The organism is Okibacterium endophyticum (genome assembly GCF_054780075.1).
Genome location: NZ_BAAGXA010000009.1, coordinates 37,791 through 59,186, shown reverse-complemented (window position 1 = coordinate 59,186; position 21,396 = coordinate 37,791). Strand labels below are relative to the sequence as shown.

Here is a 21,396-nt window from a genome sequence, read left to right as displayed (position 1 = left end):
CACGGCCACCGTCGGGGTGCCGCCGTCGTTCGAATCAGCGGAATCAGGAGGGGTTATGAAAATCGTTGTCACCACACCCACTGGGCATGTGGGGTCACGCGTTTCGCGACTGCTCGTGCAGGCCGGAACGCGTCCGGTCCTGCTCGTGAGAGATGCCGCCAGGCTCGACGACGCCGTGCGCGAGCGTTCAGAGGTGATCGAGGTCGACCTCGGTGACGCCGACGGGGTCACACGCGCCACCCGCGGTGCCGACGCGCTGTTCTGGGTCGATCCCCCGACCTTCGACGACGACCCGATCGAGGGGTACACACGCATGGGTGCGAGCGCGGCGAACGCCGTGCGCGAGAATCGCATCCCACGCGTCGTTTTTCAGAGCAGCGGCGGGGCGGAGGCCCGTGATGGTTTCGGCGAGATCGACGGGCTCGCTCGCACCGAAGAGATGCTCGATGCCACCGGTGCGTCCGTCACCCATCTGCGTTGCGGGTACTTCTTCACGAACCTGCTGATGGACCTCGACGGCCTGCGCCAGGGTCGAATCACCACAACGCTGCCCCTCGACTACAGGATGCCGTGGGTCGATCCACGCGACATCGGCGACATCGCTGCGGTGCGACTGCTCTCGACGGACTGGAACGGCCGCGTGGTTCAGGGGGTTCACGGTCCGGCGGACCTGTCGTTCACCGATGTGGCCGGCATCATCAGCACCGCGACGGGGCGCACCGTGTCTGCCGTGCCGGTGAGCGATGACGACGTCGCTGCACAGCTGCGTCTGCTCGGCATGACGGAGGCGCAGGTCGACGGAGTGGTTGGGATGTCACGCGGCCTGCGCGAGGGGTACACCCCCGAGAACCCGCGCGACGTGCTGACGACCACGCCGACACCGCTGGCCGCATGGGCGCACGCCGAGCTCGCTCCGCTGCTCTAATCGGGCCATCGCTACGGGACTATCGAGGCAGTTCGTCTCGCGTCGTCGTGGGCCCGCTGTGTTGATGAGATCGGATGCCGCACGCCAAGAGCAAAACGGCGCGACGCGAGGACCGATTCTCGGAGAGCATCCTTTTCTCGGGCTGTTCTCCTGTTCTCGTGCCGTCCTCTCTGAACCTGCGAGGCCCGACGGACACTCAGAGGCTGCGACCGCCCTCCCAGAGCTGATCAGACGTGCCGCTCACGAGCGCGGCGACCGATGTCGCCTGGCTGTCGGTGAACGACGCGATGTAGTCGATCACCGCTCGGGCACGCCCGAGCCGCACGAGCTCGGCGTCACCGACGTTCTCGCCGAGCATCTCGGGGGCCGTTGCGCGCAAGGCGAGGTAGGACTCCGTGGCCGTGTCGACGGCATCCGTCAGCCTGCGCGGCGCTCGGCCGAAGTCGTCGCTGTCGCTCAGCCAGGAGTGGAAGGCGTCGACGAGCGTCTCGATCACCCGCGCCTGCCCCCGCTGATACACGGCGAGGTCCGGGCGGTCGAGCACAAACCGCGTGTGCACGAACTTCAGCACGACCACGTCGTGCCATGCCTCCTGGGTGAGGCGCACATGCCCGCTGCGCACGTCGGGTTCGGCTTCAACGACGATGGATGCCTTCAACCGGTCGATCCATCGGCGCGTGAACGCCGCCACAGAGCGCTCGGCGGTGACACCACCGTCGAAGGGAACGACGAGCAGACCCTCGACGAGGTCGTCGTTGACACGAGTGACCGCCTGTCTGAACGCGTCTTCGTCGGTGATCCAGGCATCCTTCGCCTTGGTCTCGCGCCAGGCGAGTTCGAGCGAATGCCCCGGGGTGCGCATGGTGCGCTCGAGCTCGGAGCGGTGTACGGCACCGAGCTCCAGCTGTTTGGCCAGCCAGCTCGTGAGCTCGGCCGACACCGTTGTGTGCTGCAGCACCCCGGCGCGATAGAAGTCGTCGAGGTCGTGCACCGAATAGGCGATGTCGTCTGCGACGTCCATCACCGAGCACTCGAGGGTCTGCTGATATGAGGCGATGGCGGGATACGCCGCCCTCGCGAGCGCCATCTCGGGTCCGTCGATGAGGTATGACGAGAACTTCTGAGCACCCGTCTCGCGGTCGATGCCAACGCCGCGGGGCAGTTCGTGCGCCGGGCGCGGCGGGCGAGAACGCCATTCGGTGCGCGTCCACGGGTACTTGAGCACGCCCGCGCGCACACCTGCGGTGAGATTCAGCCCGTGCGACACGGCGTCTGCGGTGTCGAGCGATGTGAGAATGCGGAACGTCTGCGCGTTGCCCTCGAAGCCGTCGACGAGCCCGAGTTTGCAACGCGCGACGCGGTCGAGCACCTCTTCGCCCAGATGTCCGAAGGGCGGGTGGCCGAGGTCGTGCGCGCTCGCGGCCGCCTGCACAACAACAGGGTCGCATCCGCCGAGACGCTCGAGGGTGGTGTCGCCGGATTCGGCCGCGGCTGTGCGCAGCGTCACCGCGATCGAACGCGCGACGGCGGTCACCTTGAGCGAGTGCGTCAGCCGGTTGTGGATGACGGTGCCAGACCCGGCCTGAGGAATCACCTGGGTCACCGCAGACAACCGCGAGAAATAAGGCGAGAAGCGGATGCGCTCCAGGTCGACGCGGAATTCGCTGTCGACGGAGGGCGGTTCCGGCACGAGGCGGTCGCGGGGGCTCGGCGACGTCGCCGGCGTGGGTTCAGGTGGAGTGTCCATCACCTCGATTCGACCACGTTTCGACGCGAATGCCCAGCCGAAGCGGATGCCGAGCGGTTCTGAGCGGTTCGCCGAGAGACTCGCCCACGGTTTCGCCAAGATCCGCCGACGGCGTCGCCGAGAGACTCGCCCACGGTTTCGCGGAGAGAGCCCGGCAAGATTCCGCGATGCACTCGTGGTCGCCGGGCAGCGATGCTCGTACTGTTGAGGGGTGAACGACAGCCTGCTGAGGGTGATCAACCGGCTGCACCGCTGGGTGCTGCGGATCACGCACGGGCGCGTCGGATGGACGGTGGGCCCGATGCGCGTCGTCGAGCTCCACACCATCGGCCGGTTGAGCGGCGAGCGCCGGTCGACTCTGCTCACGTCACCGGTCTATGACCGGGATCGCATTGTGCTCGTGGCCTCGAAAGGCGGGGACGACAGGCATCCGCAGTGGTACCTGAATCTGCTCGAGCACCCCGACGTCGAGATCACGACAGGTTCGCAAACCAGGCGGATGCGGGCTCGGACGGCGTCCGCGCACGAAAAAGCCGAGCTGTGGCCGCGCATCGTCTCGGCCTATCGGGGATATGCGGCATACCAGCGCAGAACGGACCGCGACATCCCCGTGGTGATCTGCGAGCGTGTGTGATCCGGGCGAGGCCCACAGGCGAGGCCCACAGGCGATGCCCCACGCCTCACGCGCTACACCTTTTGTGGTGCGCTACCCGAGATAGGGGCGCGCACCACAAAAGGTGTAGCGCGCGGCGATGAGATGTCGGGGAGGTCGTCGGCACCGCGGTCGTCTACCCGACCACCGCGTGCGGGTACTCCGCTTCGCGGCTCTGGAACGAGAGGATCGCCTCGTTCCGAATGAACCCGTCGCGGATCTCGATGGCGCGATTGATCGTCTCGTCGCCGGCCCACGCGACAGGGCCCTCCATAACCGTTCTTATGAACGGCAGCAGCGCTTCGCTGATCTCCCAGGTCGCCGAGTTCCACAGGTGCGAGGGACTGTGATCGACGGCGTAGTAGCGGATGCCGTCGCCGACCTCGAACATCGGCTCGGCGAACGAGGTGGGACGCGCCCAGCTGAACCCCATGCCCGCGTCGCACGAGACATCCACGATCAGGCTGCCCGGCTGAAACGTCCGCAGGTCGTCGACGGTGAGATAGTTCAGCGGGGCGTCCGGGTCTTGCAGGGTGCAGTTCACAACGATGTCGCTCTCGGCGAGAAATGGCGCGAGCGGCACCCGTCCGTTCTCAGAGATCACGTTGCTGAAGTACGGTGCGGTCTCGTCGTGGTCGAACTGCACGATCCGCACGGAATGGATAGGCGAACCGACCGCCGCCACACTTCTGTTGGTCAGCACCTGAACGTCGTGGATGCCGTGTGAGTTGAGAGCTGTCACAGCGCCCCTCGCCGTGGCGCCGAAGCCGATGACGACGGCACTCAGGCGACGCCCATACACCCCAGTGGAGCCGGTCAGCTCGAGCGCGTGCAGCACGGAGCAGTAGCCGGCGAGCTCGTTGTTCTTGTGAAAGACGTGCAGCCCGAACCCGCCGCCGCTCGTCCAATGATTCATCGCCTCGAACGCGATCAACGTCAGCTTGCGGTCGATAGCCGCCTGGGTCACCTGGCGATCCTGCACGCAGTGCGGCCAGCCCCAGAGCACCTGTCCGTCACGCAGTTCGGCCAGGTCGGCGGGTTGCGGTTTGGGCAACAGAACGATGTCGGCCTGTGCGATGAGCTGCTCACGCGGCAGAACGGCGCGGACGAGAGGTTCGAGCTGTGCGTCCGTGCAGCCGAAGCTCGCACCGTATCCGCTCTCGAGCAGGATGTGCTCGCGAACCTCAGGCTCGATCCGATCGATGTGCGCCGGATGGATGGCCAGGCGACGCTCGTCCGGTTTGCGCGACGTCGACATCACGCCGAGGGTGAGGAGGGAGGTGGCGTTCATAAGAGCTCTCTGTCGGAGGCCCCGGTGGCTCCGTCTCGCTGACCGTACGCCATGTGGCTGAGAGATCGTCGGTGCGCGGGCCTCGCCCGAGAAAAAGGCGGTCTCAAGCCGAGCACGACCCGCCGGTCGAACCGCACGGCGAGCATTCGGCGAGCCACCCGCGATCGACGGATGCCGCGATGACCGCGACATGCGGCTAACCTGTGCAGGTGCCGACATCAGAGTCCATCCATATAACCGACGATCGGATGGTGCGGGTCAGGCATTCCGCGCCGTCGCCAGGCAGACGGGCAGTTGTTCTGCTGCCCGGCATCGGGATGTCGCATCGCTACAACAGACGGCTGTTCAACGCGCTGTCGACGGTTGCCGATGCGTATTCACTCGATCTGCCCGGCTTCGGCACACCGGCTCCGGCTGAGCGGATGTCTGTGCCGGACTTCGCGGCATCCGTCGCAGACGCCCTCGACGCACGTGGTGTCGCCGACGCCGTTGTGGTCGGGCACTCGATGGGAGCCCAGTTCGCCGTGGCCCTCGCAGTCCGCCGGCCAGACCTCGTCTCGCACACTGTTCTCGTCGGCCCTGTGGCGGCCCCTGCCAGACGCACAGCCGTCGAGCAGGGCATCGCCCTCGTGCGCGACAGCCTGCGCGAGCCTCCGAGCGTCGTCTTCACCACCGTGACCGACTACTTTCGCTGTGGCCCGCGCTGGTATCTCACCGAGCTGCCCGTGATGCTGGAATACCCGATCGAAGACGAGATCGCCCGGCTCGGCTCACCGGTGCTCGTGCTCCGCGGCGAGAACGACCCCATAGCCGATCCCGACTGGTGCACCCGGCTCGTCTCGCGGGCGCGGGTGGCCGAACTCGAGCAGGTGCCGAGGCGCCGCCACGTGGTGCAGCAGTCGGCGCCGACCGAAGTGGCCGCGCGCATCCTTCGCTTCGCCGAACACCATACGAGGGTCTGACGCCCGCCACCGCACCAACCGTTTCCTGACGGTCTCAGATCGTTCCCATTCCGTTCAACAGCTGCAGAACTACAATCAGGAATACGACGGCAACCGGCCAGACAGAATCGATGACAGTGTTACGAATCATCAGCTACAACCTGCGCAAGAATCACGCAAGCGGTGAACTCATCGACCTTGCTGAGAGCCTTGACCTCGACGTTCTGTGCCTGCAAGAGTGCGACACCACCGATCTTCCCGCCGAGCTCGGGCCGCTGCACCTCGCCGACTCGACGAAGCGCAATCGGCTCGGACTCGCGATCTACTACCGGCGCTCGCGCTTCACGGCCGTGACGACGAAAGCCTTCGCGCTCAAGAAGTCGCTGCACGATCACCTGCTCGCACCCGCACACGAAAGACTCGTGGGCACGAGACTCACCGAGAGAGAGCTGGGACGCGATCTGATCGTCGCGTCGTTTCACGCGGCGCCGCTCACCGCGCTCAACTCGCTGAGGCGCAAACAGATCAAGACGGCGCACGTCGAGCTCCACGGGCTCGGCGAGGGCCTGCCGATGCTGATGGCCGGCGACTACAACTACCCGTTCTTCAAAGAGAAGCTCAGCACCCGGATCGCGAAGTTCGGCTATGACCTCGCGCTGAGTGACAGCACGACATACACCCGCTACAAGTTCTTCAGGGGCCACTTCGACTTCGCCACGTCTTCTGGCTTCGACATCAAGAACGTCGAGACGCTGCCCCGCGGCAACTCGGACCACAAGCCGATACTCATCACTGCGGAGTTCAGCGCCACGAAGACCGCAGACACACCCGCCCGCCCGCTCAGCGATGCCGAGGCATCCGCCGGGCCGTTCGCCGACAGCGAGGTCTGATCGACGCCCTGGCCGATGCGGGCAGAGGCCGCAGCGGTCGCGGCGTCACGCGCCGTCCCAGGACAGGCCTTGGTTAAGAGGCGGGTGACTCGTGGGCGGCGATTTCTTCGGTCAATTCCATGCAACGCAGGCGGGCCGGTGAGAAGTCGTAGGGCATCCTTCCAGCGGCTTCGAATGCGCTCACGGACGCTTGCCCCCTGCCAGAGCCTTGGCCGGCCTCGTCCTCACCTTCATCGGCGGCCGCCGGGCGCAAAGCCTCCCAGGAGTCGAAGAGCGCTTCGTCGCTCTGCGCCAGGCCGGAATCCTCGATGACGGCGTGCAGCTCCAGTTCGAAGGCGTGCCGTTCGGCAGCCACCCGTGCCACGCGGGGGTCGTCGACAGCGATCGTGTCATCGAGTGCCTCCTCGGCGGCATCAATGCGGTCGGATTCCTCCCGCAGACCCGGGTGGGTGGCCAAGGCGATGAAACGGGTGGCTTGGACTGCCGCGCCGAGCGGGCCGAAGATCCGCTCGGTGACCAGCAGGCTGTCCAGGTCCGCCTGGCGCAGGGAGCCCTCGGGCAGGCTCTCGAGGCGGCTGGTGACGACGTCGGAGAGCAGACCCATCCTGCTGCCTCGGGTGCGCATGCGCTGCACGGCAGTCCGCTGCCGCTGCAGTTCTGCTTCCTGGGCGACGAGGGTTCTCTCCAGCCGTTCCAGGATGCCCACGACATTGCGGGCGCTGTCGGCACCAGCAGGAGCCGTGTCGGCAAAGGCGTCACGGATGTCGTCCAAGGCGATCCCGGCGTCGGCCATCTTGCGGATCCACAGCAGCCGGATCATCTCTTCGTAGCCGTAGCGGCGGCGGTCGTCGCTGCCCCGCTCGGGCTCGGGGAGCAGGCCGATCTCGTGGTAGTGACGGATCGCCCGCGGTGTGGTGCCGACGAACGACGCCGCGTCACCGATCGTGACCTGACGCGGCGGAACAAAGGACGAATACATGAGCGGTGCCTTCCTCAGCGGGGCGGGACGTGAGTCCACCGAACCACATAACGCTGCGGAAGGTGCAACTCCAAGCACGTCGCCCCGCAGGCGTCATGACCCCAGCGGATTAAGAACACAATTCCCGACTCAGGACACTAGGCGCGCAGCTGGGCCAGCAACTCCGGGCCGCGCCTGTCGACGATGCGCCCGCCGATACGCACCCCGAGCACCAGGAACAGCAGTCCGAGAACGATACCAGCGACAAGCGAGAGCCATCCGAGCAGCTGCGCACCCGTGACGAACCCGACGATCGCAAGCACCAGCTCAGGCAGCACAAGCACGGCGACGACTCCCCAGGTTGCGAAGGTAGCGATGGTGGAGGGGAGCGCAGCCCCCGGCTGCGACTTGAACGGGTTGTCCCCCGCCTCCGGAACCGGAAAGATGACGCGCGCAGACGTCACGCTCGCCACGCCGAAACCGGTGAGCATCAGGCCGAGTGAGATTCCGAGCAGCCCGGGCAGCAGATCGAGGGAGCTCGTGAACCAGGTGCTCAGCGCTGCGACGATCACGATCAGCGGAACAGAGAAGGTCGACACGGCGATCACACGCCCGGCACGGTCGCTGACCCCGCTCAGCCCGCTCGAGAGATGCAGGGCGAACGCCGTTCCGTCATATGAGATGTCTGCATAGATGGTTATCGAGAGGATCAACGCCATCACGGGAGCGGCGATGTTCATCACCCCGATCGAGTCGCCCATGTTGGCGTAGAACACCATAAGCACGGCGATGAGGGGAACCGCGATCAACTGCCTGGCATATCGCGGGTCACGGAACCAGTAGGTGAGGGCACGCGCCGCGACGGCGCCGGTCGGCGAGCCGGGGAACACACCGAAGAAACCGAGCTTTCCCTGTGCCTTCGCCTTCGCCGACGAGCGGGCGGGGCTCACGAGCGCGGCGCGCAGTCCAAATCTCCAGACGAGCACGAGCACGCACAGGGTGGCCAGTGCGATCAGAAGCCGCGCGACTGCTTCGAGCCCGTTGCCGAGGGCGACATCGCCCGGCACCGACCACACCGCGCCGAGCGGAGTCCAGGCGAGGCCGTCTGCGAGTTGCGGCAGGGCATCCGCTGCGTCTCTCAGTCCAGAGGTCAGCGCCGAGATGAGCGGGCCGAGCAGCATGATGGGAATCAAGATGATGATTCCGCTCAGCTCACGAAAGCGGCGCATCGCGCCGAGCCCGGCGCTGAGCGAGGTGACGGCGCGCGACGCGATCACACAGGTCAGCACACCGATCACGGCGCTGAGAACCGCGGCGAGAGCGGCGAGCGGATGCCGCCACCATGCGGCTGCTGCGGCCAACGCGATGAGCAGCGTGACGATGCCGGGGATCCCGAGCACACCGCTGACGGTGAGACCGAGCAGAAGCTGGCGGAACGGGATGGGGAACGTTGCGAGCTTGGCGGGCTCGAGGGTCTGGTCGACCCCTGCCGTGGCGAGCGGAATGACGACCCAGCCGAGAATCAGCACCGAACCGGCGAGAATGACGGCGACGCGCGCGAGCTCAGGTGAACCCATGCTGAGGAACACCAGGCCGACGACCGCGAGCCCGATCACGCCGAGCGCATAGAGCCCGCCGATGACCACACCGACGATCTGCCAGGGGCTGCGCCGCAACGTGTTGACGAGAACAAGCAGCCTGAGCTTTACGAGGACTGCAACCATGCCGGCCCCTCTGCGTGGCGGCGACCGCCGACCAGTTCGACGAAACGATCCTCGAGGGTCGAGCCGGCGCGCACGTCGTCTACGGTTCCCGCCGCCAGCACACGCCCTTCCGCGATGACGGCGACGTGGTCGCACATCCGCTGCACCAGGTCCATCGAGTGGCTCGACACGATGACGGTCCCGCCCGAACGCACGTACCCGGCGAGGATGTCGCGGATGTTCGCCGCAGAAACAGGGTCGACCGACTCGAACGGCTCGTCGAGCACCAGCAGCCTCGGCGCGTGCACAAGGGCGCAGGCGAGCGCGATCTTCTTGGTCATACCGGCGGAGTAGTCCACAACGAGTGTGCCCGCTGCGCTCTCGAGGTCGAGCAGTTTGAGCAGGTCACCCACTCGTTCGACCACAACGGAGCGATCGAGGCCGCAGAGCAGGCCGGAATAGGTCACAAGCTGCTCGCCGGTGAGCCTGTCAAAGAGCTTCACACCGTCTGACAGCACCCCGACCAGCCGTTTGGCAGCGACGAGGTTCGTCCAGACGTCGACGCTGTGGACGCTGATCCGCCCCGCGTCTGGACGCAGGAGCCCGGTCGCCATCGACAACGTCGTCGTTTTTCCAGCGCCGTTCGGACCGACGAGTCCATAGAACGAACCGGCGGGGACGTCGAGGTCGATTCCTGCGACGGCCACCCTGGCGCCGAAGTGCTTCACGAGCCCCCTGATCGAGAGGGCGACCTCCCCCGACGCCGCGGCCTGCGCCGGCTGGGCGGCCGCCGGCTGCGACACATTCGTCGACGACGCGCCCGTCGCATCCACGGCCTCGGGAACAGCTGGCCGGCGGATGCCCTCCGGACGGTCTTCGGGAATCTCGGAGTCAGACATGAACAAACCTGTCATTCGAATCGGCACACATACACGAACATGCGCGGCGGTGAAGCAATGGGCACAGAGTGACCTTGGGGCCCTCCGCGCAGACACTCTACCGGCCTCGGCAAGGCCGCCGAGCCCCCCTGAAGACGGATTTTCGCACGCCGCGAGGCCGCGGACATCCGTCGTGCGACGCAGAAGGCCCCTGCCACTGATGAACTGAGCGGCAGGGGCCTTCTGGCAGCGTCAGACCGAACGTCTGCCTGAGATATAACGCAACAGCCAGGCGATGATCGCGACCACGGCGATGATGATACCGATCCAGATCAGCCATTTGGCCGCTTCGATGAAGATTCCGAACGCCAGCAGAATGATACCGACGATGATCAGAACAACGAACAAGGTAGTCATACGAACGCTCCTTCGGTGTGAGACCGCTTTCGCGGCCTTGTCCCGATGAAACGCCGATTCGGCTCTTCTCTCAAGTGCTGTTCGACACCCGGCTCAGTGCGCGGCCGTCTGAGCAGGCATGTCGGCGGGCCTGCGCACGAAGAACGCGGCGACGACGGCGAAGAGCGACAGGACGGCGCCCGCGAGGAACGCAGCGCGCACTCCCCCTGCGACGGCGCTGATCTCGCCGATGTCCTGTGTGACGAGCACCGCCGTCTGGGTCGACATCACCGTCACGAAGAGAGCCGTTCCCACTCCTCCCGCAACCTGCTGCATGGTGCCGACGATGGCGCTGCCGTGCGAATAGAGCGACGGCCGCACCGAGCCGAGCGCCGATGTCATCAACGGTGTGAAGAGCAGAGCAAGGCCGACGCTCAGCACCATGTGCGCGCCCAGCAGCATAAAAAGCGGTGTGGTCTGACTCACCAGTGTCAGCAACCAGAGCACGCCGCTCACAACGATCGAACCGGGCACCACAAGCACAGTCGGACCGAACCGGTCGAACAGACGGCCGACGAACGGCGCGAGAACACCCATCAGAATGCCGCCGGGCAGGAGTGTCAGACCCGTCTGAAGCGCGTCGAATCCGAGCACCTGCTGCATATAGATCGGCAGCACGATGATGGTTCCGAACAGCGCACCCATGCTGATCACCATCATCACCATGGCGATACTGAAGTTGGCCGACTGGAACGTACGCAGGTCGAGCAGTGCGCGGTCCGTTCGCTGCAGCACCAACTGACGCAACACGAAAACGGTGAGGCTGATCGCCCCGATGACGAGGGCGATCCACATGGACGTGGTTGCGGCGGCGGCGGTCTCGGCCGACGCACCCTCTGCACTGTCCTCGCCGATGCGGCTGAGACCGTAGAGCAGCCCGCCGAACCCGAAGGCGGAGAGGATCACAGAGAGAACGTCGATCGGAACCCGTGTGGGCTCAGTCACATTCTCCACACGCCTGATGCCGATGACCAGCATCACGAGGGCGATCGGGAGAACGATCCAGAACATCCACCGCCACGAGAGCAGGTCGAGGATCACACCGGAGATCGTCGGCCCGATGGCGGGAGCCACCGAGATCACTATCGACACGTTGCCCATCATGCGCCCGCGCTGAGAGGGTGGCACGAGGGTCATCAGGGTGGTCATGAGGAGCGGCATCATGATCGCCGTGCCAGAAGCCTGCACGATGCGGCCGGCGAGCAGCATCTCAAAGCCGGGAGCGAGCGCTGCCGTCAGCGTTCCGAGCGAGAACAGCGACATCGCCGCGATGAAGATCGGGCGGGTGTTGAACCGCTGCAGCAGGAACCCGGTGATCGGGATGACCACGGCCATGGTGAGCATAAAAGCGGTTGTGAGCCACTGGGCTGTGCGTGCGTCGATGTGCAGGTCGGCCATCAGCTCCGGCAGTGCGACGCTCATGATGGTCTCGTTGAGGATCACAACGAATGCCGCGGCGATCAGGAGCATGATCACACGACGTGCCTGCGGGCTCGTGCGTTCGTCGGTCTGGGTGTGGTTGTCCATGGGGACGGCGTTTTCGCTCGTCGGCGCTTCGGTTGCGGGCGCGCGTTCTGTCACTGGTACATCCTGTCAGCGTAAGGAGTGATTTTTCGGGGAAGTAGACAGTGTAAACCTCACCGCAGACACGTGTATTCCCTCGCGAGGATGACCCGTTGTGAACAGCGAGTGAACACCCGGCCGGGCCGTCCGGCCTCCCGCAGATGCGGAAGCGGCCCCGAGTATGCGCCCGCTACCAGCTGACTCCGCCATCTGTCGAGACATAACTGCGATCGCCAGACCAGAGCCATACGGTGCCGTCCGTCTGCGAGATGGTCACTGCCTCTGGCGCCGTCTCGTCTGCCAGGCATCCGATCGGAGTGACACCGGCAGCGGTGACCGACTGGATCTCGACACCGGCGCATCCGGCCGATCCGAAGACGGCTGCCGCGATGCCCGCGGCACTGGCTGAGATCGCGAGCGCACCCGGCACCTCCCTGGGCTGCCAGGCGCCGTTGGTGAAGACGAACACCTGGTTGTCGCACAGCACGGCGGACTCGGCAGCAGACACGACCTGGTGCACCGACTCACACGGTGCGGTCACGGGCCCGCCGGGGGTGCGGATCACCGTCGGGTCAGCCGGGTCGAGATAGCTCGCCGACGCGAGGTCTGCCTCGCTCGGCTCCCAGAATCGGCCGCCGGTGAAGCTGCGGAAGCCGCCGACGGCACACGCGTCGCCGGCCGCGCCGACCAGCGAGACGAGCGTGTCGCTCGACGCGTTCAGCTGCAGCAGCTGCCGCACGTCATCGTCTGTCGTGGTGAACGCCTGCCAGGTGGCCCCGCCGTCTGCGGTGGTCTCGATCGTCGCGAGCTCGGCACCGCAGTCTCCGGGCGTCGCGCGCCAGGCGACCGTCTCGTTCGCGGCCGCGAGCATACGGGGCGCAGCGGCGACTGCCGGCACCGGTTGTGCAGGCTCGGTGGCGTCTGAGGTCTCGGCCGGCGTGGCAGCGGGCAGATCGTAGGTCGGCGGAGCACCGGGGTCGACGTGGCTGCGCGTCGACGAGAGCGCGAGTCCGACCAGCACGGCGTCGAGTGCGAGAAACACAACGACGCCGACGATGGCCCAGGTGCGCCAGTTGCGCCGCCGGAGCGCAGAAGACGAGCGCCGGCCGCCTGGGGCCTGCCGGCGAGACCCGCCATAGCGTGATCGCGAACCGGATGCCGTGAGACGTCTGGCCATCGGGGTCATCTCCCCCGGGCGCCGGCGAAGGCAGAGGCGATCGCCTCGACCGCCTCGGCTATCGCGGCACCCGACGCGTCGTAGACCCCCTGAGGGCGGCCGTACGGGTCGATGACATCGTCGTCGTCGGCGTTCTCCGGAGGGAGCGCGAACCCACGCCGCTCCGCGATGAGCGTCACGACGTCTTGTGCGCTCCGGGCGCCGGAACGATCCGCTGGCCCGAGCTCCCGTGCAATGCGGGCGAACTGATTCAGGGTGAACGTGTTCCGAGACGCGCGTGGCACCTCTGCGACCACCACGGCGCGATGCGCCCTTGTCGCGGTCAGCACCAGGTCACTGCCCTCGATCTGCGCCGCTGTGAGCTGACGCGCGCGGTGCGCCGATGGATCGACTCCAAACCCGGTCGAGAGGCCGGCGGCCTGACTCGTCATCGCCTCGCCGACGAGAGCCGCTGTGCCCGCGCTGTGCACCACCGCGTTCACACCGAGCTGAGCCAGCCGTGCGGCGAGCAGCTGCTGGGCAAGAGGCGACCGGCAGACATTGCCCGTGCACACCACGAGGATCGTGAACGGCCCGTTGTCAGATGCCAGCGCGTGAGCATCGGACCCGGGGCTCTCTCTCGTGAACAGCGACCGCAGACCGCTCTCGGCCCCGGCGCCGAGACGCGGTCTCTCGGAGGCGCTCACAGGGTCAGCCCTTCGCTTGTTCTTCGTCGACGCCGTACCCGTATCCGTACGCATACCCGTAGCGGCCGTAACCATAGGCATCCGGGCCCTTCGTCGGCAGCATCGTGAGAACCAGACCCGAGATCGGGGCGCCGACGTTCTCCAGTGCCGTGACAGCACCGCGCAACTGGTTCTTGTGCGTGCGCCCCGCGGCCACGACCAGGATCGCGCCGCCGACGCTCTTCGACAGGATCGCCGCATCCGTCACCGGCAGCAGCGGAGGAGCATCGAAGATCACAGCGTCGAACTCGCGGTTGAAGATCTCGATCAGACCAGACATCGCCGTCGAGCCGAGCAGCTCGCTCGGGTTGGGCGGAACCTTGCCCGCGGGCAGCACAAAGAGCTTCGCGCGACCCCACGGCTGAACGACGTCGACGAGCTCGACGCGCCCGATGAGGGCATCCGTCAGACCGACAGCGCCCTCGAGGCCCATGTAATCGGCCACCTTCGGGCGCCGCAGGTCGGCGTCGACGAGCAGCACACGCGCACCGCTGTCGGCGAGCGAGATGGCGAGGTTCGCCGCTGTGGTGCTCTTGCCTTCCGACTCGACCGACGATGTGACCACGAACGTGCGGGCACGTTCACCCACGTCGAGGAATGACAGGTTGGTGCGCAGCGTGCGAAACGACTCGGCTCGCGGGCTTCGAGGGTCGGCCTGCACGATGAGGGGTCGCTGCTGCGCTTTGGGATCGAACGCGATCCCGCCGATGATCGGAGCGGACGTGATCAGCTCGACGTCTCGCTCGTTCCTGATCCTGTTGTCGAGCGTCTCGCGCAGCACAGCGACGCCGACGCCGAGTGCCAGCCCGACAAGCGCGCCGAGCGCCAGGTTCAGCGCAACACGAGGACTGACGGGCGATGAGGGGACATCGGCGATCTGCACGAGCGTGAGCTTCACGGGGCTCGTCGCCTCATCGGTGTCCGGGGTCTCGATCGTTTCGACGACAGCCGCCAGGCTCTCGGCGACGGCGTTGGCGATCTCAGAGGCCAGGACCGGATCCTTGTCGGACGCACTGATCTCGATGACTGTCGTGTCGAGCGGCGCCGATGCCGTGACCTTCTCTCCGAGCTTCTCTGCCTGCATGTTCAGATCGAGGTCGGCGATCACCGGCAACAGGACGATCGGTGTGGAGACCAGGTCGGAATACGTCTTCACCCGCTGCACGGTGAAGGTGTTGCCCTGCTGGAGTTCGCTGACGGACTGACCGCCCGAGGTCGATACGAAGACCTTCGAGGTCGCGCTGTACTGCGGCGTCTGCAGCAGCGAGAAGGTCGCGGCAGCCCCGACCCCGACCAGCGTGAGCAGCACAATGAGAATCCAGCTCTTGCGCAGGATCCTGATGTAATCGCGTAACTCCAACTCGCCGGCCTCCCCGTAGAACCGTTCAGGCGCGCCAGGTGCGCCCGCACTCATGTTGCCATAGATATCCGTGCGCAGGCCGCCATTCGTCCATGCCGCATTCCGGTGGGCTGCAGGTCGACGACGCCGCTATGTTTGAGGAATGGACGCGGACAGCGGCACGCCCCACACACGCACAGACCCTGCGAGCGCCCACACGGGCCCGAGCGCGGCTCACCGCTGGGGCATCGTCGATGCCGTGTGCTGGCTCGCACTCGCACTCGCCCTGTCGTGGATGCTCGGTTTTCCGGTTGTTCAGCTCGCGATCGGGTCGCCGATCCTCGTGACCGCGCTCAGCTTCGTCGTCGTCTGGGTCGTCCTCGGCGCCGGTGTTCTCGTGGCGACCTTCGCACGCGGCAACCGCTCGCTGGTTCGCGACTTCGGACTGCGCTTCTCGTGGATCGACCTGCTCTGGGGAGCAGGGCTCGGCCTGGTGCTGCGCGCTGTCGCGACGCTGATCGAGATCACGGTCTATGGGGGAACACCGGGTGGCGCCGCCAGTTTCGGAGCAACCCCGCTTCTCTGGGCGATCGTCTTCGCCGCCGCCGGAGCCGTCGTCTCACCCCTGGTCGAAGAGCTGTTCTTCCGCGGCCTCATGCTGCGCGCCGTGTTGAAGAGCTCAACGGGCTCACCCACGAGCGCATCCGTGATCGCCGTCGGGGTCAGCGCGATCGCCTTTGCGCTTGTGCACGCACTTCAGCTGCAGCCGGGCGGCGGCATGATCGTCGTCGGGCTGTCGACCCTCATCGTCGGCGTCGCCCTCGGCGCCCTCGCGCTGTTCACCGGCAGGCTCGGTGGCGCCATCATCGCCCACATCGTGTTCAACGCGACGGCGCTCATCACGATCGGCTAGTGTTCACAACGTCGGAGAACCTCTTATGAGCCGCTGCCGGCATCGGCGTGTCGGGCCTCATCGGTGGACAATCTCCGAAGATGTGCACGTGCGCGGAACGATCGAGCGACGACTAGCCGCTCGAGACGGACCCACCAGAGCCGAGCCGACCCGCTGATTCCTGCAGATAACAGACACCGCAGAGCGACTCGTAACTCACCTCGACGCCGTCGATGGCCACCTGGTCACCGTCGAAGACGAACTCGTCGGCGAACTTACGGCCGTTGAAAATGGCCTTGCGCCCGCATCGGCAGATGGTCTTGAGCTCTTCGAGGCTGTGAGAGACCTCGAGCAGGCGTGCACTGCCTGGAAAAGCGTGGGTGAGAAAGTCTGTGCGGATGCCGTATGCCAGCACAGGGATCCCCTCGAGCAGCGCGATGCGCAACAGGCCGTCCACCTGGGCAGGCTCGAGGAACTGTGCCTCGTCGACGAGCAGGCAGCTCACGTCGACGCCGTGCTCGGCGACGACCGACCGACGGTGCTCCTGGAACAGGCCATAGGCATCGGACCCTGCGGTGATCAGAAGATCGACAGTCCTCGTCATGCCGAGCCGACTCTCGATATCGCGGTCGCCCTTGGTGTCGACGGCGGGCTTTGCGAGCAGCACACGCTGCCCGCGCTCCTCATAGTTGAAGGCCGCCTGCAGCAGCGCGGTGCTCTTGCCCGAGTTCATCGCGCCGAATCGAAAATACAGTTTGGCCATCGGCCCAGTTTAGTTCGCGAGCAACCGTCGGTCCGGCGACTCTAAACGGTGTTCCAGCCCAAATGCAAGGGGGTACCCGTCAGAGGCATCCGCGTGCACGGTAGCAGTATGAAACGCATCTACTATGCAGGCGATTCGCTCCTCACCGGCGACCGCATCGCCGATGCGGTGCTCAGCTATGCAGCAGCACTCGCCAATGTGATGCGCGCAGACACGGTCGACGTGCCTGAGCGCGATGGGTCGGGCGCCGTCACACGCACCCGACTGCTCATCGGGCCGGCCAGCCAGCTCGTTGCCGTTCCCGAAACCGATTCGCGAGACGAGCTGACAGACGACGGCCTCGTCATCGATATCGAGCGCCGAATCGCCAGCCTCGGGCGACCCCGCGTCACTCCGCTCACCGAAGAAGACATCAGAGAACGCGAGCCAGAGGGCGGGCTGCCAGAGGGTTTCGACCCGTGAACGGGCACGTTCCTCTTCAGCTGTACACGAAAGTGAGACTGCTCGTCAAGGCACTTCACACCCTATTTTTCAACGGCTACGTTGAAAACACCACGTCACTCGAATGGGGGTCAACATGTCACTCGCAGAAGCATGGCCGATCGATTCAGGAGCAACGAAAACGCGGGCAGCTCGTGGGGAGTCAGTGGACGCAGTCCGCGACTACCTGCGCACCATCGCAAAACAGGATCTGCTGACGGCAGATGAAGAAGTCGAGCTCGCCAAGGCCATCGAGGTCGGTGTTCTCGCAGAAGAACGACTCTCACAGGGAACACACTCGAAAGCAGACGAGCGGGATCTTCGCACACTCGTCTCACAGGGCGAACGAGCGAAGAGCAGGTTCATCCAGGCGAACCTCAAGCTTGTCGTCAGCATCGCCAAGCGCTACACCGGTCGATCGCTTGTGCTGCTCGACCTCGTGCAGGAGGGGAACCTGGGGCTCATCCACGCGGTCGAGAAGTACGACTTCAAGGCGGGATTCAAGTTCTCGACCTACGCCACCTGGTGGATCAGGCAGTCCATCACCCGTGCTCTCGCAGACGCGGGCCGAATGATCCGCATTCCCGTCCACACGGCAGAGAAGATCAACGTCATCAACCGCACGAAGCGCGAGATGTTCGTCGAGCTCGGTCGCGAGCCGAGCATCGAAGAAGTCTCAGAGGCCGTGTCGCTTCGCCCCGAGCAGGTCAGGCAACTGCTCGATTACGACAGCCAGCCGGTTTCACTGCACACACCCGTCGGGGTCGAGGACGGCAGCGAGCTCGGCGACCTCATCGAAGACGATGACACTCCGGACCCGAGTGAGATCATCGATGTCACGTTGCGGAATGAAGACGTGCAGATGGCTCTCAAGACCCTCTCGGCCCGCGAGGCGCACATCGTGCGGCATCGTTACGGACTCGACGGCAACGAGCCCATGACGCTCGACCGCGTCGGGGCGATGCTCGGCATCTCTCAAGAGCGCGTACGCCAGCTCGAGAAGCGCGCCCTGCGCAAGTTGCGTATGTGCAAACTCGAGCACTACGCCACCTATAAGGCGGTTGCTGCAATCGCAGAAGCCGACGCTCCTGCAGCCCAGGAGCGACCGGCGGCCATCGCCTGACCGAGCGCGAACACAATGCGGCCCATGCCACCCGGCATGGGCCGCATTGTGTGGGGACGCCCGGGTGCGAAGGCCTTGCGTCTCTGGTCACATCTGTCTCCGGCTCACATACTGGTTCGCAATCCCAGAGCATCCGAAACCTGGAGACGTGCGGTTGTGTGTCGCCCGCGGGCGCCGCACGAACCCGCGACTCACGCGTGGTCACAACCGGTCAACGGCTGCAGCACTCGCTACCGCTCGATGGCCAGTTTCTGTGACGTCACCGTGAGCACGTCCTCTGCGCGTTCGCGCTGACCGTTGAGAGTGGTTCCATAGGTCGGAACCATCTGCCTGATCTTCGGCTCCCATTCAGCGATCCGCTGGGGAAAGCAGCGCTTCAGCACGTCGAGCATGATCGGCACAGCCGTGGATGCGCCTGGCGATGCCCCGAGCAGACCGGCTATCGAACCGTCCGCTGCCGAGATCACCTCTGTGCCGAACTGCAGCACACCGCCCTTCTTCTCGTCTTTTTTCATAACCTGGGCACGTTGCCCGGCGGTGATGAGGTACCAGTCCTCCGGTTTCGCCGTCGGCATGAACTCCTGAAGCGCACGGAACTTCTTCGACCGGCTCGCAAGCACTTCTCTGACGAGATAGCCGATGAGCCCTGGATTGTCTTTGGCGACGGCGAGCATCGGCACGATGTTTCCCGGACGAACCTGGGCGACGATGTCCCAGATCTTGCCGTTCTTGAGGAACTTGGGACTGAATCCGGCATAGGGGCCGAAGAGCAGACTGGCCTCGCCGTCGACGACCCGTGTGTCCAGGTGCGGCACCGACATCGGCGGAGCGCCCACCTTGGCCTGGCTGTAGACCTTTGCGTGGTGCGCTTCGACCACCTTCGGGTTGTCCGTGCGCAGGAACTGCCCCGAGATCGGGAACACTCCGTATCCCTTGATCTCGGGGATCCCCGATTTCTGCAACAGCTTCAGCGCCCAGCCGCCCGCGCCCACGAACACGAATCGCGCCCGTGACTCGCCCGGGGTTCCGCCCACCAGACGACGGTAACGGATGCTCCAGGTTCCGTCACGCAGCTTCTTGAGTCCTCTGACCTCGTGATTGAGATGAAGCGACGCACCGGCATCCGTCGCGGCGGTGAAGAGCTGATGGGTGAGCGAGCCGAAATCGACGTCTGTGCCCGCCGTGATGCGGGTCGCCGCGAAGGGTTCGCCCGCGCGGCGGCGGCGCATCAGGAGCGGGGCCCAGGTGTTGATGACCCGGGAGTCCTCACTGTATTCGATCGTCTCGAACAGCGGCTGCTTGCGGAGCACCTCGTAGCGCTCACGCAGATAGGCGACGTCTTTCTCACCGGTTACAAAAGTCATGTGCGGCGCCGGGTTGATGAAGCTCTGCGGCTCACCGAGAATGCCCTGATCGACGAGGTACGACCAGTACTGCCGGCTCAGCTGGTACTGCTCGTTGATCTGGATGGCCTTCGACGGATCGAGTGATCCGTCTTTCGCCGGCGGCATGTAATTGAGCTCGCACAGCGCTGCATGTCCGGTTCCGGCGTTGTTCCAGGGATTGGAACTCTCTTCGGCCACATCGCCGAGCCGTTCATAGATCTCGATTCTCCAATCCGGCTGAAGCTGTGTGATCAACGAGGCAAGGGTGGCGCTCATGATGCCGCCGCCGATGAGGGCGACGTCCACCGGCTGAGAAGAGGTCATTCCTCCATGTTAAGGCGCGTCTCGTCCTTGAGGATGCTCCGTGCATCTCCCGTTGTGGGGGCACGGCCGAATGCGCCTGCCGTCGTGTGTGCAGAAGGGTGTGGCCTGTTGTGGCCACTACCCTGAAGAAAAGGGCAGCAATCGGGGGTTTCACATGACGAACAATCGGGGGGTTTCCATATGACGGTGGGGAATGAACGTCGCGTCGCTGTCATCATCGAAGACGACAGCGACATCAGGAACCTGCTCGAGACCGTGCTCACCCAGGCCGGTTTCGACACGGTCCCGGTCAGCAACGGCATGGACGGTGTCGCCGCCGTCAGCGAGCACAATCCCGTGGTCACCACTCTCGATGTGAGCATGCCGGGCATCGACGGGTTCGAGACGGCCAAGCGCATCCGCGCTTTCAGTCAGACCTACATCGTGATGCTCACCGCGCGCGACGAAGAGATCGACACTCTGCAGGGGCTGGATGCCGGCGCGGACGACTACGTGACGAAACCGTTTCGTCCGCGCGAGCTTCGCGCCAGGATCGAGGCGATGTTGCGCCGACCGCGCGTCCTTCCGCCCGATGTGGCGCTCTCGGCCGCTGGCGCCGGGCATCCTGCTTCACCGCCCGAACCCGCGGTCGCCACGGTCGCCACGGTGTCGCCTGCGACGGGAGACGAGCTCGAGTGGGTCGAGCACAACGGGTTGCGGATCAACATGGACATGCGCATGGCCGAGCTCGAAGGCGCCGAGCTCGTGCTCACGCGAAGCGAGTTCGAGCTGCTCGCGGCCCTCGTGGAATCGGGCCGACGTGTGCACAGCAAGGCAGAGCTCGCACTGCTGCTTCGCGGTGAGAGTTACGCGACAGGCCCGTATGTGAGCGAGTCGGACAAACGCGCGGTCGAGGTGCACATGGGCAACCTTCGGCGCAAGCTCGGCGACAGCATCAGTTCACCGCGTTGGATCGAGACGGTGCGCGGCGTTGGATACCGGTTGGCCGCTCGGGCCTGACCCCGGTCACGGATGCTCTGCGCCCTGTCGGTCGTGTTCTTCTCGCCTCACGGGCGTGTTGCCCGCTTGTCCCTCGAGAGTCGAGCGGCAGCGGGCAGCACGTCCGTAAGGCTGACAACCGCCACCACGGGAGCGGCATTCGTGCGGGGGACACTCATGCCGGTTCTCCCGTTCGGTGTGCGGTT

Annotated in this window: 19 protein-coding genes and 1 pseudogene; 8 read left to right on the top strand and 12 right to left on the bottom strand. The window is 65.5% G+C overall.

Annotated features, from left to right (window positions below; all coding sequences use genetic code 11):
* Nucleotides 1–55 precede the first annotated feature (55 nt).
* On the top strand, nt 56–925 hold the full coding sequence (locus ACYVF5_RS13130; protein WP_460947111.1) for an NmrA family NAD(P)-binding protein: 870 nt from the start codon (nt 56–58) through the stop codon (nt 923–925).
* Nucleotides 926–1,121: 196 nt separating this feature from the next.
* On the opposite strand, the gene ACYVF5_RS13125 is transcribed toward ACYVF5_RS13130, so the two are convergent.
* Nucleotides 1,122–2,771 (bottom strand): deoxyguanosinetriphosphate triphosphohydrolase family protein, encoded by a 1,650-nt coding sequence (locus ACYVF5_RS13125; RefSeq protein ID WP_460947109.1) that lies wholly within the window; start codon nt 2,769–2,771, stop codon nt 1,122–1,124.
* Between the two features lie 112 nt (nt 2,772–2,883).
* On the opposite strand from ACYVF5_RS13125, the gene ACYVF5_RS13120 reads away from it, so the two are divergent.
* On the top strand, nt 2,884–3,306 hold the full coding sequence (locus ACYVF5_RS13120; protein ID WP_460947107.1) for a nitroreductase/quinone reductase family protein: 423 nt from the start codon (nt 2,884–2,886) through the stop codon (nt 3,304–3,306).
* Between the two features lie 154 nt (nt 3,307–3,460).
* Here the strand turns inward: ACYVF5_RS13120 and ACYVF5_RS13115 are convergent, their stop codons facing one another.
* Nucleotides 3,461–4,615, bottom strand: coding sequence for a N(5)-(carboxyethyl)ornithine synthase (locus ACYVF5_RS13115; protein ID WP_460947105.1), 1,155 nt, complete (start codon nt 4,613–4,615; stop codon nt 3,461–3,463).
* Between the two features lie 209 nt (nt 4,616–4,824).
* Between ACYVF5_RS13115 and ACYVF5_RS13110 the strand changes: the two genes are divergently transcribed.
* Both ACYVF5_RS13110 and ACYVF5_RS13105 read left to right on the top strand, forming a co-directional pair.
* On the top strand, nt 4,825–5,577 hold the full coding sequence (locus ACYVF5_RS13110) for an alpha/beta fold hydrolase (protein ID WP_460947104.1): 753 nt from the start codon (nt 4,825–4,827) through the stop codon (nt 5,575–5,577).
* Between the two features lie 110 nt (nt 5,578–5,687).
* A complete protein-coding gene (locus tag ACYVF5_RS13105) occupies nt 5,688–6,446 on the top strand; it encodes an endonuclease/exonuclease/phosphatase family protein (protein WP_460947102.1) in 759 nt (252 codons plus the stop codon).
* Nucleotides 6,447–6,519: 73 nt separating this feature from the next.
* Here the strand turns inward: ACYVF5_RS13105 and ACYVF5_RS13100 are convergent, their stop codons facing one another.
* From ACYVF5_RS13100 to ACYVF5_RS13065, 8 genes and pseudogenes are all read right to left on the bottom strand, one after another.
* Entirely contained in the window at nt 6,520–7,425 is a 906-nt protein-coding gene (locus tag ACYVF5_RS13100) for a MerR family transcriptional regulator (RefSeq protein WP_460947100.1), read from the bottom strand.
* Nucleotides 7,426–7,562: 137 nt separating this feature from the next.
* Nucleotides 7,563–9,128, bottom strand: a complete 1,566-nt coding sequence (locus ACYVF5_RS13095; RefSeq protein ID WP_460947099.1) for a transporter — start codon at nt 9,126–9,128, stop codon at nt 7,563–7,565.
* A complete protein-coding gene (locus ACYVF5_RS13090; RefSeq protein WP_460947097.1) occupies nt 9,110–10,006 on the bottom strand; it encodes an ABC transporter ATP-binding protein in 897 nt (298 codons plus the stop codon). The genes ACYVF5_RS13095 and ACYVF5_RS13090 overlap by 19 nt, the downstream gene beginning before the upstream one ends.
* Nucleotides 10,007–10,237: 231 nt before the next feature.
* Nucleotides 10,238–10,426 (bottom strand): annotated as a pseudogene (locus ACYVF5_RS13085) (hypothetical protein); the annotation flags it as partial.
* Nucleotides 10,427–10,495: 69 nt separating this feature from the next.
* Nucleotides 10,496–11,968 (bottom strand): DHA2 family efflux MFS transporter permease subunit, encoded by a 1,473-nt coding sequence (locus ACYVF5_RS13080; RefSeq protein ID WP_460947155.1) that lies wholly within the window; start codon nt 11,966–11,968, stop codon nt 10,496–10,498.
* A 226-nt stretch (nt 11,969–12,194) separates the two neighbouring features.
* Entirely contained in the window at nt 12,195–13,181 is a 987-nt protein-coding gene (locus ACYVF5_RS13075; protein ID WP_460947095.1) for a hypothetical protein, read from the bottom strand.
* Nucleotides 13,182–13,186: 5 nt separating this feature from the next.
* A complete protein-coding gene (locus ACYVF5_RS13070) occupies nt 13,187–13,867 on the bottom strand; it encodes an arsenate reductase/protein-tyrosine-phosphatase family protein (protein ID WP_460947093.1) in 681 nt (226 codons plus the stop codon).
* A gap of 4 nt (nt 13,868–13,871) precedes the next feature.
* Nucleotides 13,872–15,266: a tyrosine-protein kinase domain-containing protein gene (locus tag ACYVF5_RS13065; protein WP_460947153.1), complete on the bottom strand. Its 1,395-nt coding sequence runs from the start codon at nt 15,264–15,266 to the stop codon at nt 13,872–13,874.
* 142 nt (nt 15,267–15,408) lie between these two features.
* Here ACYVF5_RS13065 and ACYVF5_RS13060 point away from each other — a divergent pair, with 142 nt between their 5' ends.
* On the top strand, nt 15,409–16,158 hold the full coding sequence (locus ACYVF5_RS13060) for a lysostaphin resistance A-like protein (RefSeq protein ID WP_460947091.1): 750 nt from the start codon (nt 15,409–15,411) through the stop codon (nt 16,156–16,158).
* Between the two features lie 112 nt (nt 16,159–16,270).
* On the opposite strand, the gene ACYVF5_RS13055 is transcribed toward ACYVF5_RS13060, so the two are convergent.
* Nucleotides 16,271–16,900 carry a thymidine kinase gene (locus tag ACYVF5_RS13055; protein ID WP_460947090.1) on the bottom strand — a complete coding sequence of 210 codons (630 nt, stop codon included), beginning with the start codon at nt 16,898–16,900 and terminating at the stop codon, nt 16,271–16,273.
* 108 nt (nt 16,901–17,008) lie between these two features.
* Here ACYVF5_RS13055 and ACYVF5_RS13050 point away from each other — a divergent pair, with 108 nt between their 5' ends.
* Nucleotides 17,009–17,362, top strand: coding sequence for a hypothetical protein (locus ACYVF5_RS13050; protein WP_460947088.1), 354 nt, complete (start codon nt 17,009–17,011; stop codon nt 17,360–17,362).
* A gap of 184 nt (nt 17,363–17,546) precedes the next feature.
* Nucleotides 17,547–18,503, top strand: a complete 957-nt coding sequence (locus tag ACYVF5_RS13045; protein WP_460947086.1) for a sigma-70 family RNA polymerase sigma factor — start codon at nt 17,547–17,549, stop codon at nt 18,501–18,503.
* Nucleotides 18,504–18,733: 230 nt separating this feature from the next.
* Here ACYVF5_RS13045 and ACYVF5_RS13040 read toward each other — a convergent pair whose 3' ends face one another.
* Nucleotides 18,734–20,212: a malate:quinone oxidoreductase gene (locus ACYVF5_RS13040; RefSeq protein ID WP_460947084.1), complete on the bottom strand. Its 1,479-nt coding sequence runs from the start codon at nt 20,210–20,212 to the stop codon at nt 18,734–18,736.
* A 180-nt stretch (nt 20,213–20,392) separates the two neighbouring features.
* Between ACYVF5_RS13040 and ACYVF5_RS13035 the strand changes: the two genes are divergently transcribed.
* Nucleotides 20,393–21,211 (top strand): response regulator transcription factor, encoded by an 819-nt coding sequence (locus ACYVF5_RS13035; RefSeq protein ID WP_460947082.1) that lies wholly within the window; start codon nt 20,393–20,395, stop codon nt 21,209–21,211.
* Nucleotides 21,212–21,396 lie beyond the last annotated feature (185 nt).

Excerpts from the sequence above, each read along its gene's own strand:
- ACYVF5_RS13060 (WP_460947091.1), top strand. The coding sequence starts at position 15,409 with ATGGACGCGGACAGCGGCACGCCCCACACACGCACAGACCCTGCGAGC.
- ACYVF5_RS13115 (WP_460947105.1), bottom strand. The coding sequence starts at position 4,615 with ATGAACGCCACCTCCCTCCTCACCCTCGGCGTGATGTCGACGTCGCGC.
- ACYVF5_RS13055 (WP_460947090.1), bottom strand. The coding sequence starts at position 16,900 with ATGGCCAAACTGTATTTTCGATTCGGCGCGATGAACTCGGGCAAGAGC.
- ACYVF5_RS13080 (WP_460947155.1), bottom strand. The coding sequence starts at position 11,968 with ATGGACAACCACACCCAGACCGACGAACGCACGAGCCCGCAGGCACGT.
- ACYVF5_RS13130 (WP_460947111.1), top strand. The coding sequence starts at position 56 with ATGAAAATCGTTGTCACCACACCCACTGGGCATGTGGGGTCACGCGTT.
- ACYVF5_RS13100 (WP_460947100.1), bottom strand. The coding sequence starts at position 7,425 with ATGTATTCGTCCTTTGTTCCGCCGCGTCAGGTCACGATCGGTGACGCG.
- ACYVF5_RS13035 (WP_460947082.1), top strand. The coding sequence starts at position 20,393 with ATGACGGTGGGGAATGAACGTCGCGTCGCTGTCATCATCGAAGACGAC.
- ACYVF5_RS13090 (WP_460947097.1), bottom strand. The coding sequence starts at position 10,006 with ATGTCTGACTCCGAGATTCCCGAAGACCGTCCGGAGGGCATCCGCCGG.
- ACYVF5_RS13095 (WP_460947099.1), bottom strand. The coding sequence starts at position 9,128 with ATGGTTGCAGTCCTCGTAAAGCTCAGGCTGCTTGTTCTCGTCAACACG.
- ACYVF5_RS13075 (WP_460947095.1), bottom strand. The coding sequence starts at position 13,181 with ATGGCCAGACGTCTCACGGCATCCGGTTCGCGATCACGCTATGGCGGG.
- ACYVF5_RS13050 (WP_460947088.1), top strand. The coding sequence starts at position 17,009 with ATGAAACGCATCTACTATGCAGGCGATTCGCTCCTCACCGGCGACCGC.
- ACYVF5_RS13105 (WP_460947102.1), top strand. The coding sequence starts at position 5,688 with ATGACAGTGTTACGAATCATCAGCTACAACCTGCGCAAGAATCACGCA.
- ACYVF5_RS13040 (WP_460947084.1), bottom strand. The coding sequence starts at position 20,212 with ATGACCTCTTCTCAGCCGGTGGACGTCGCCCTCATCGGCGGCGGCATC.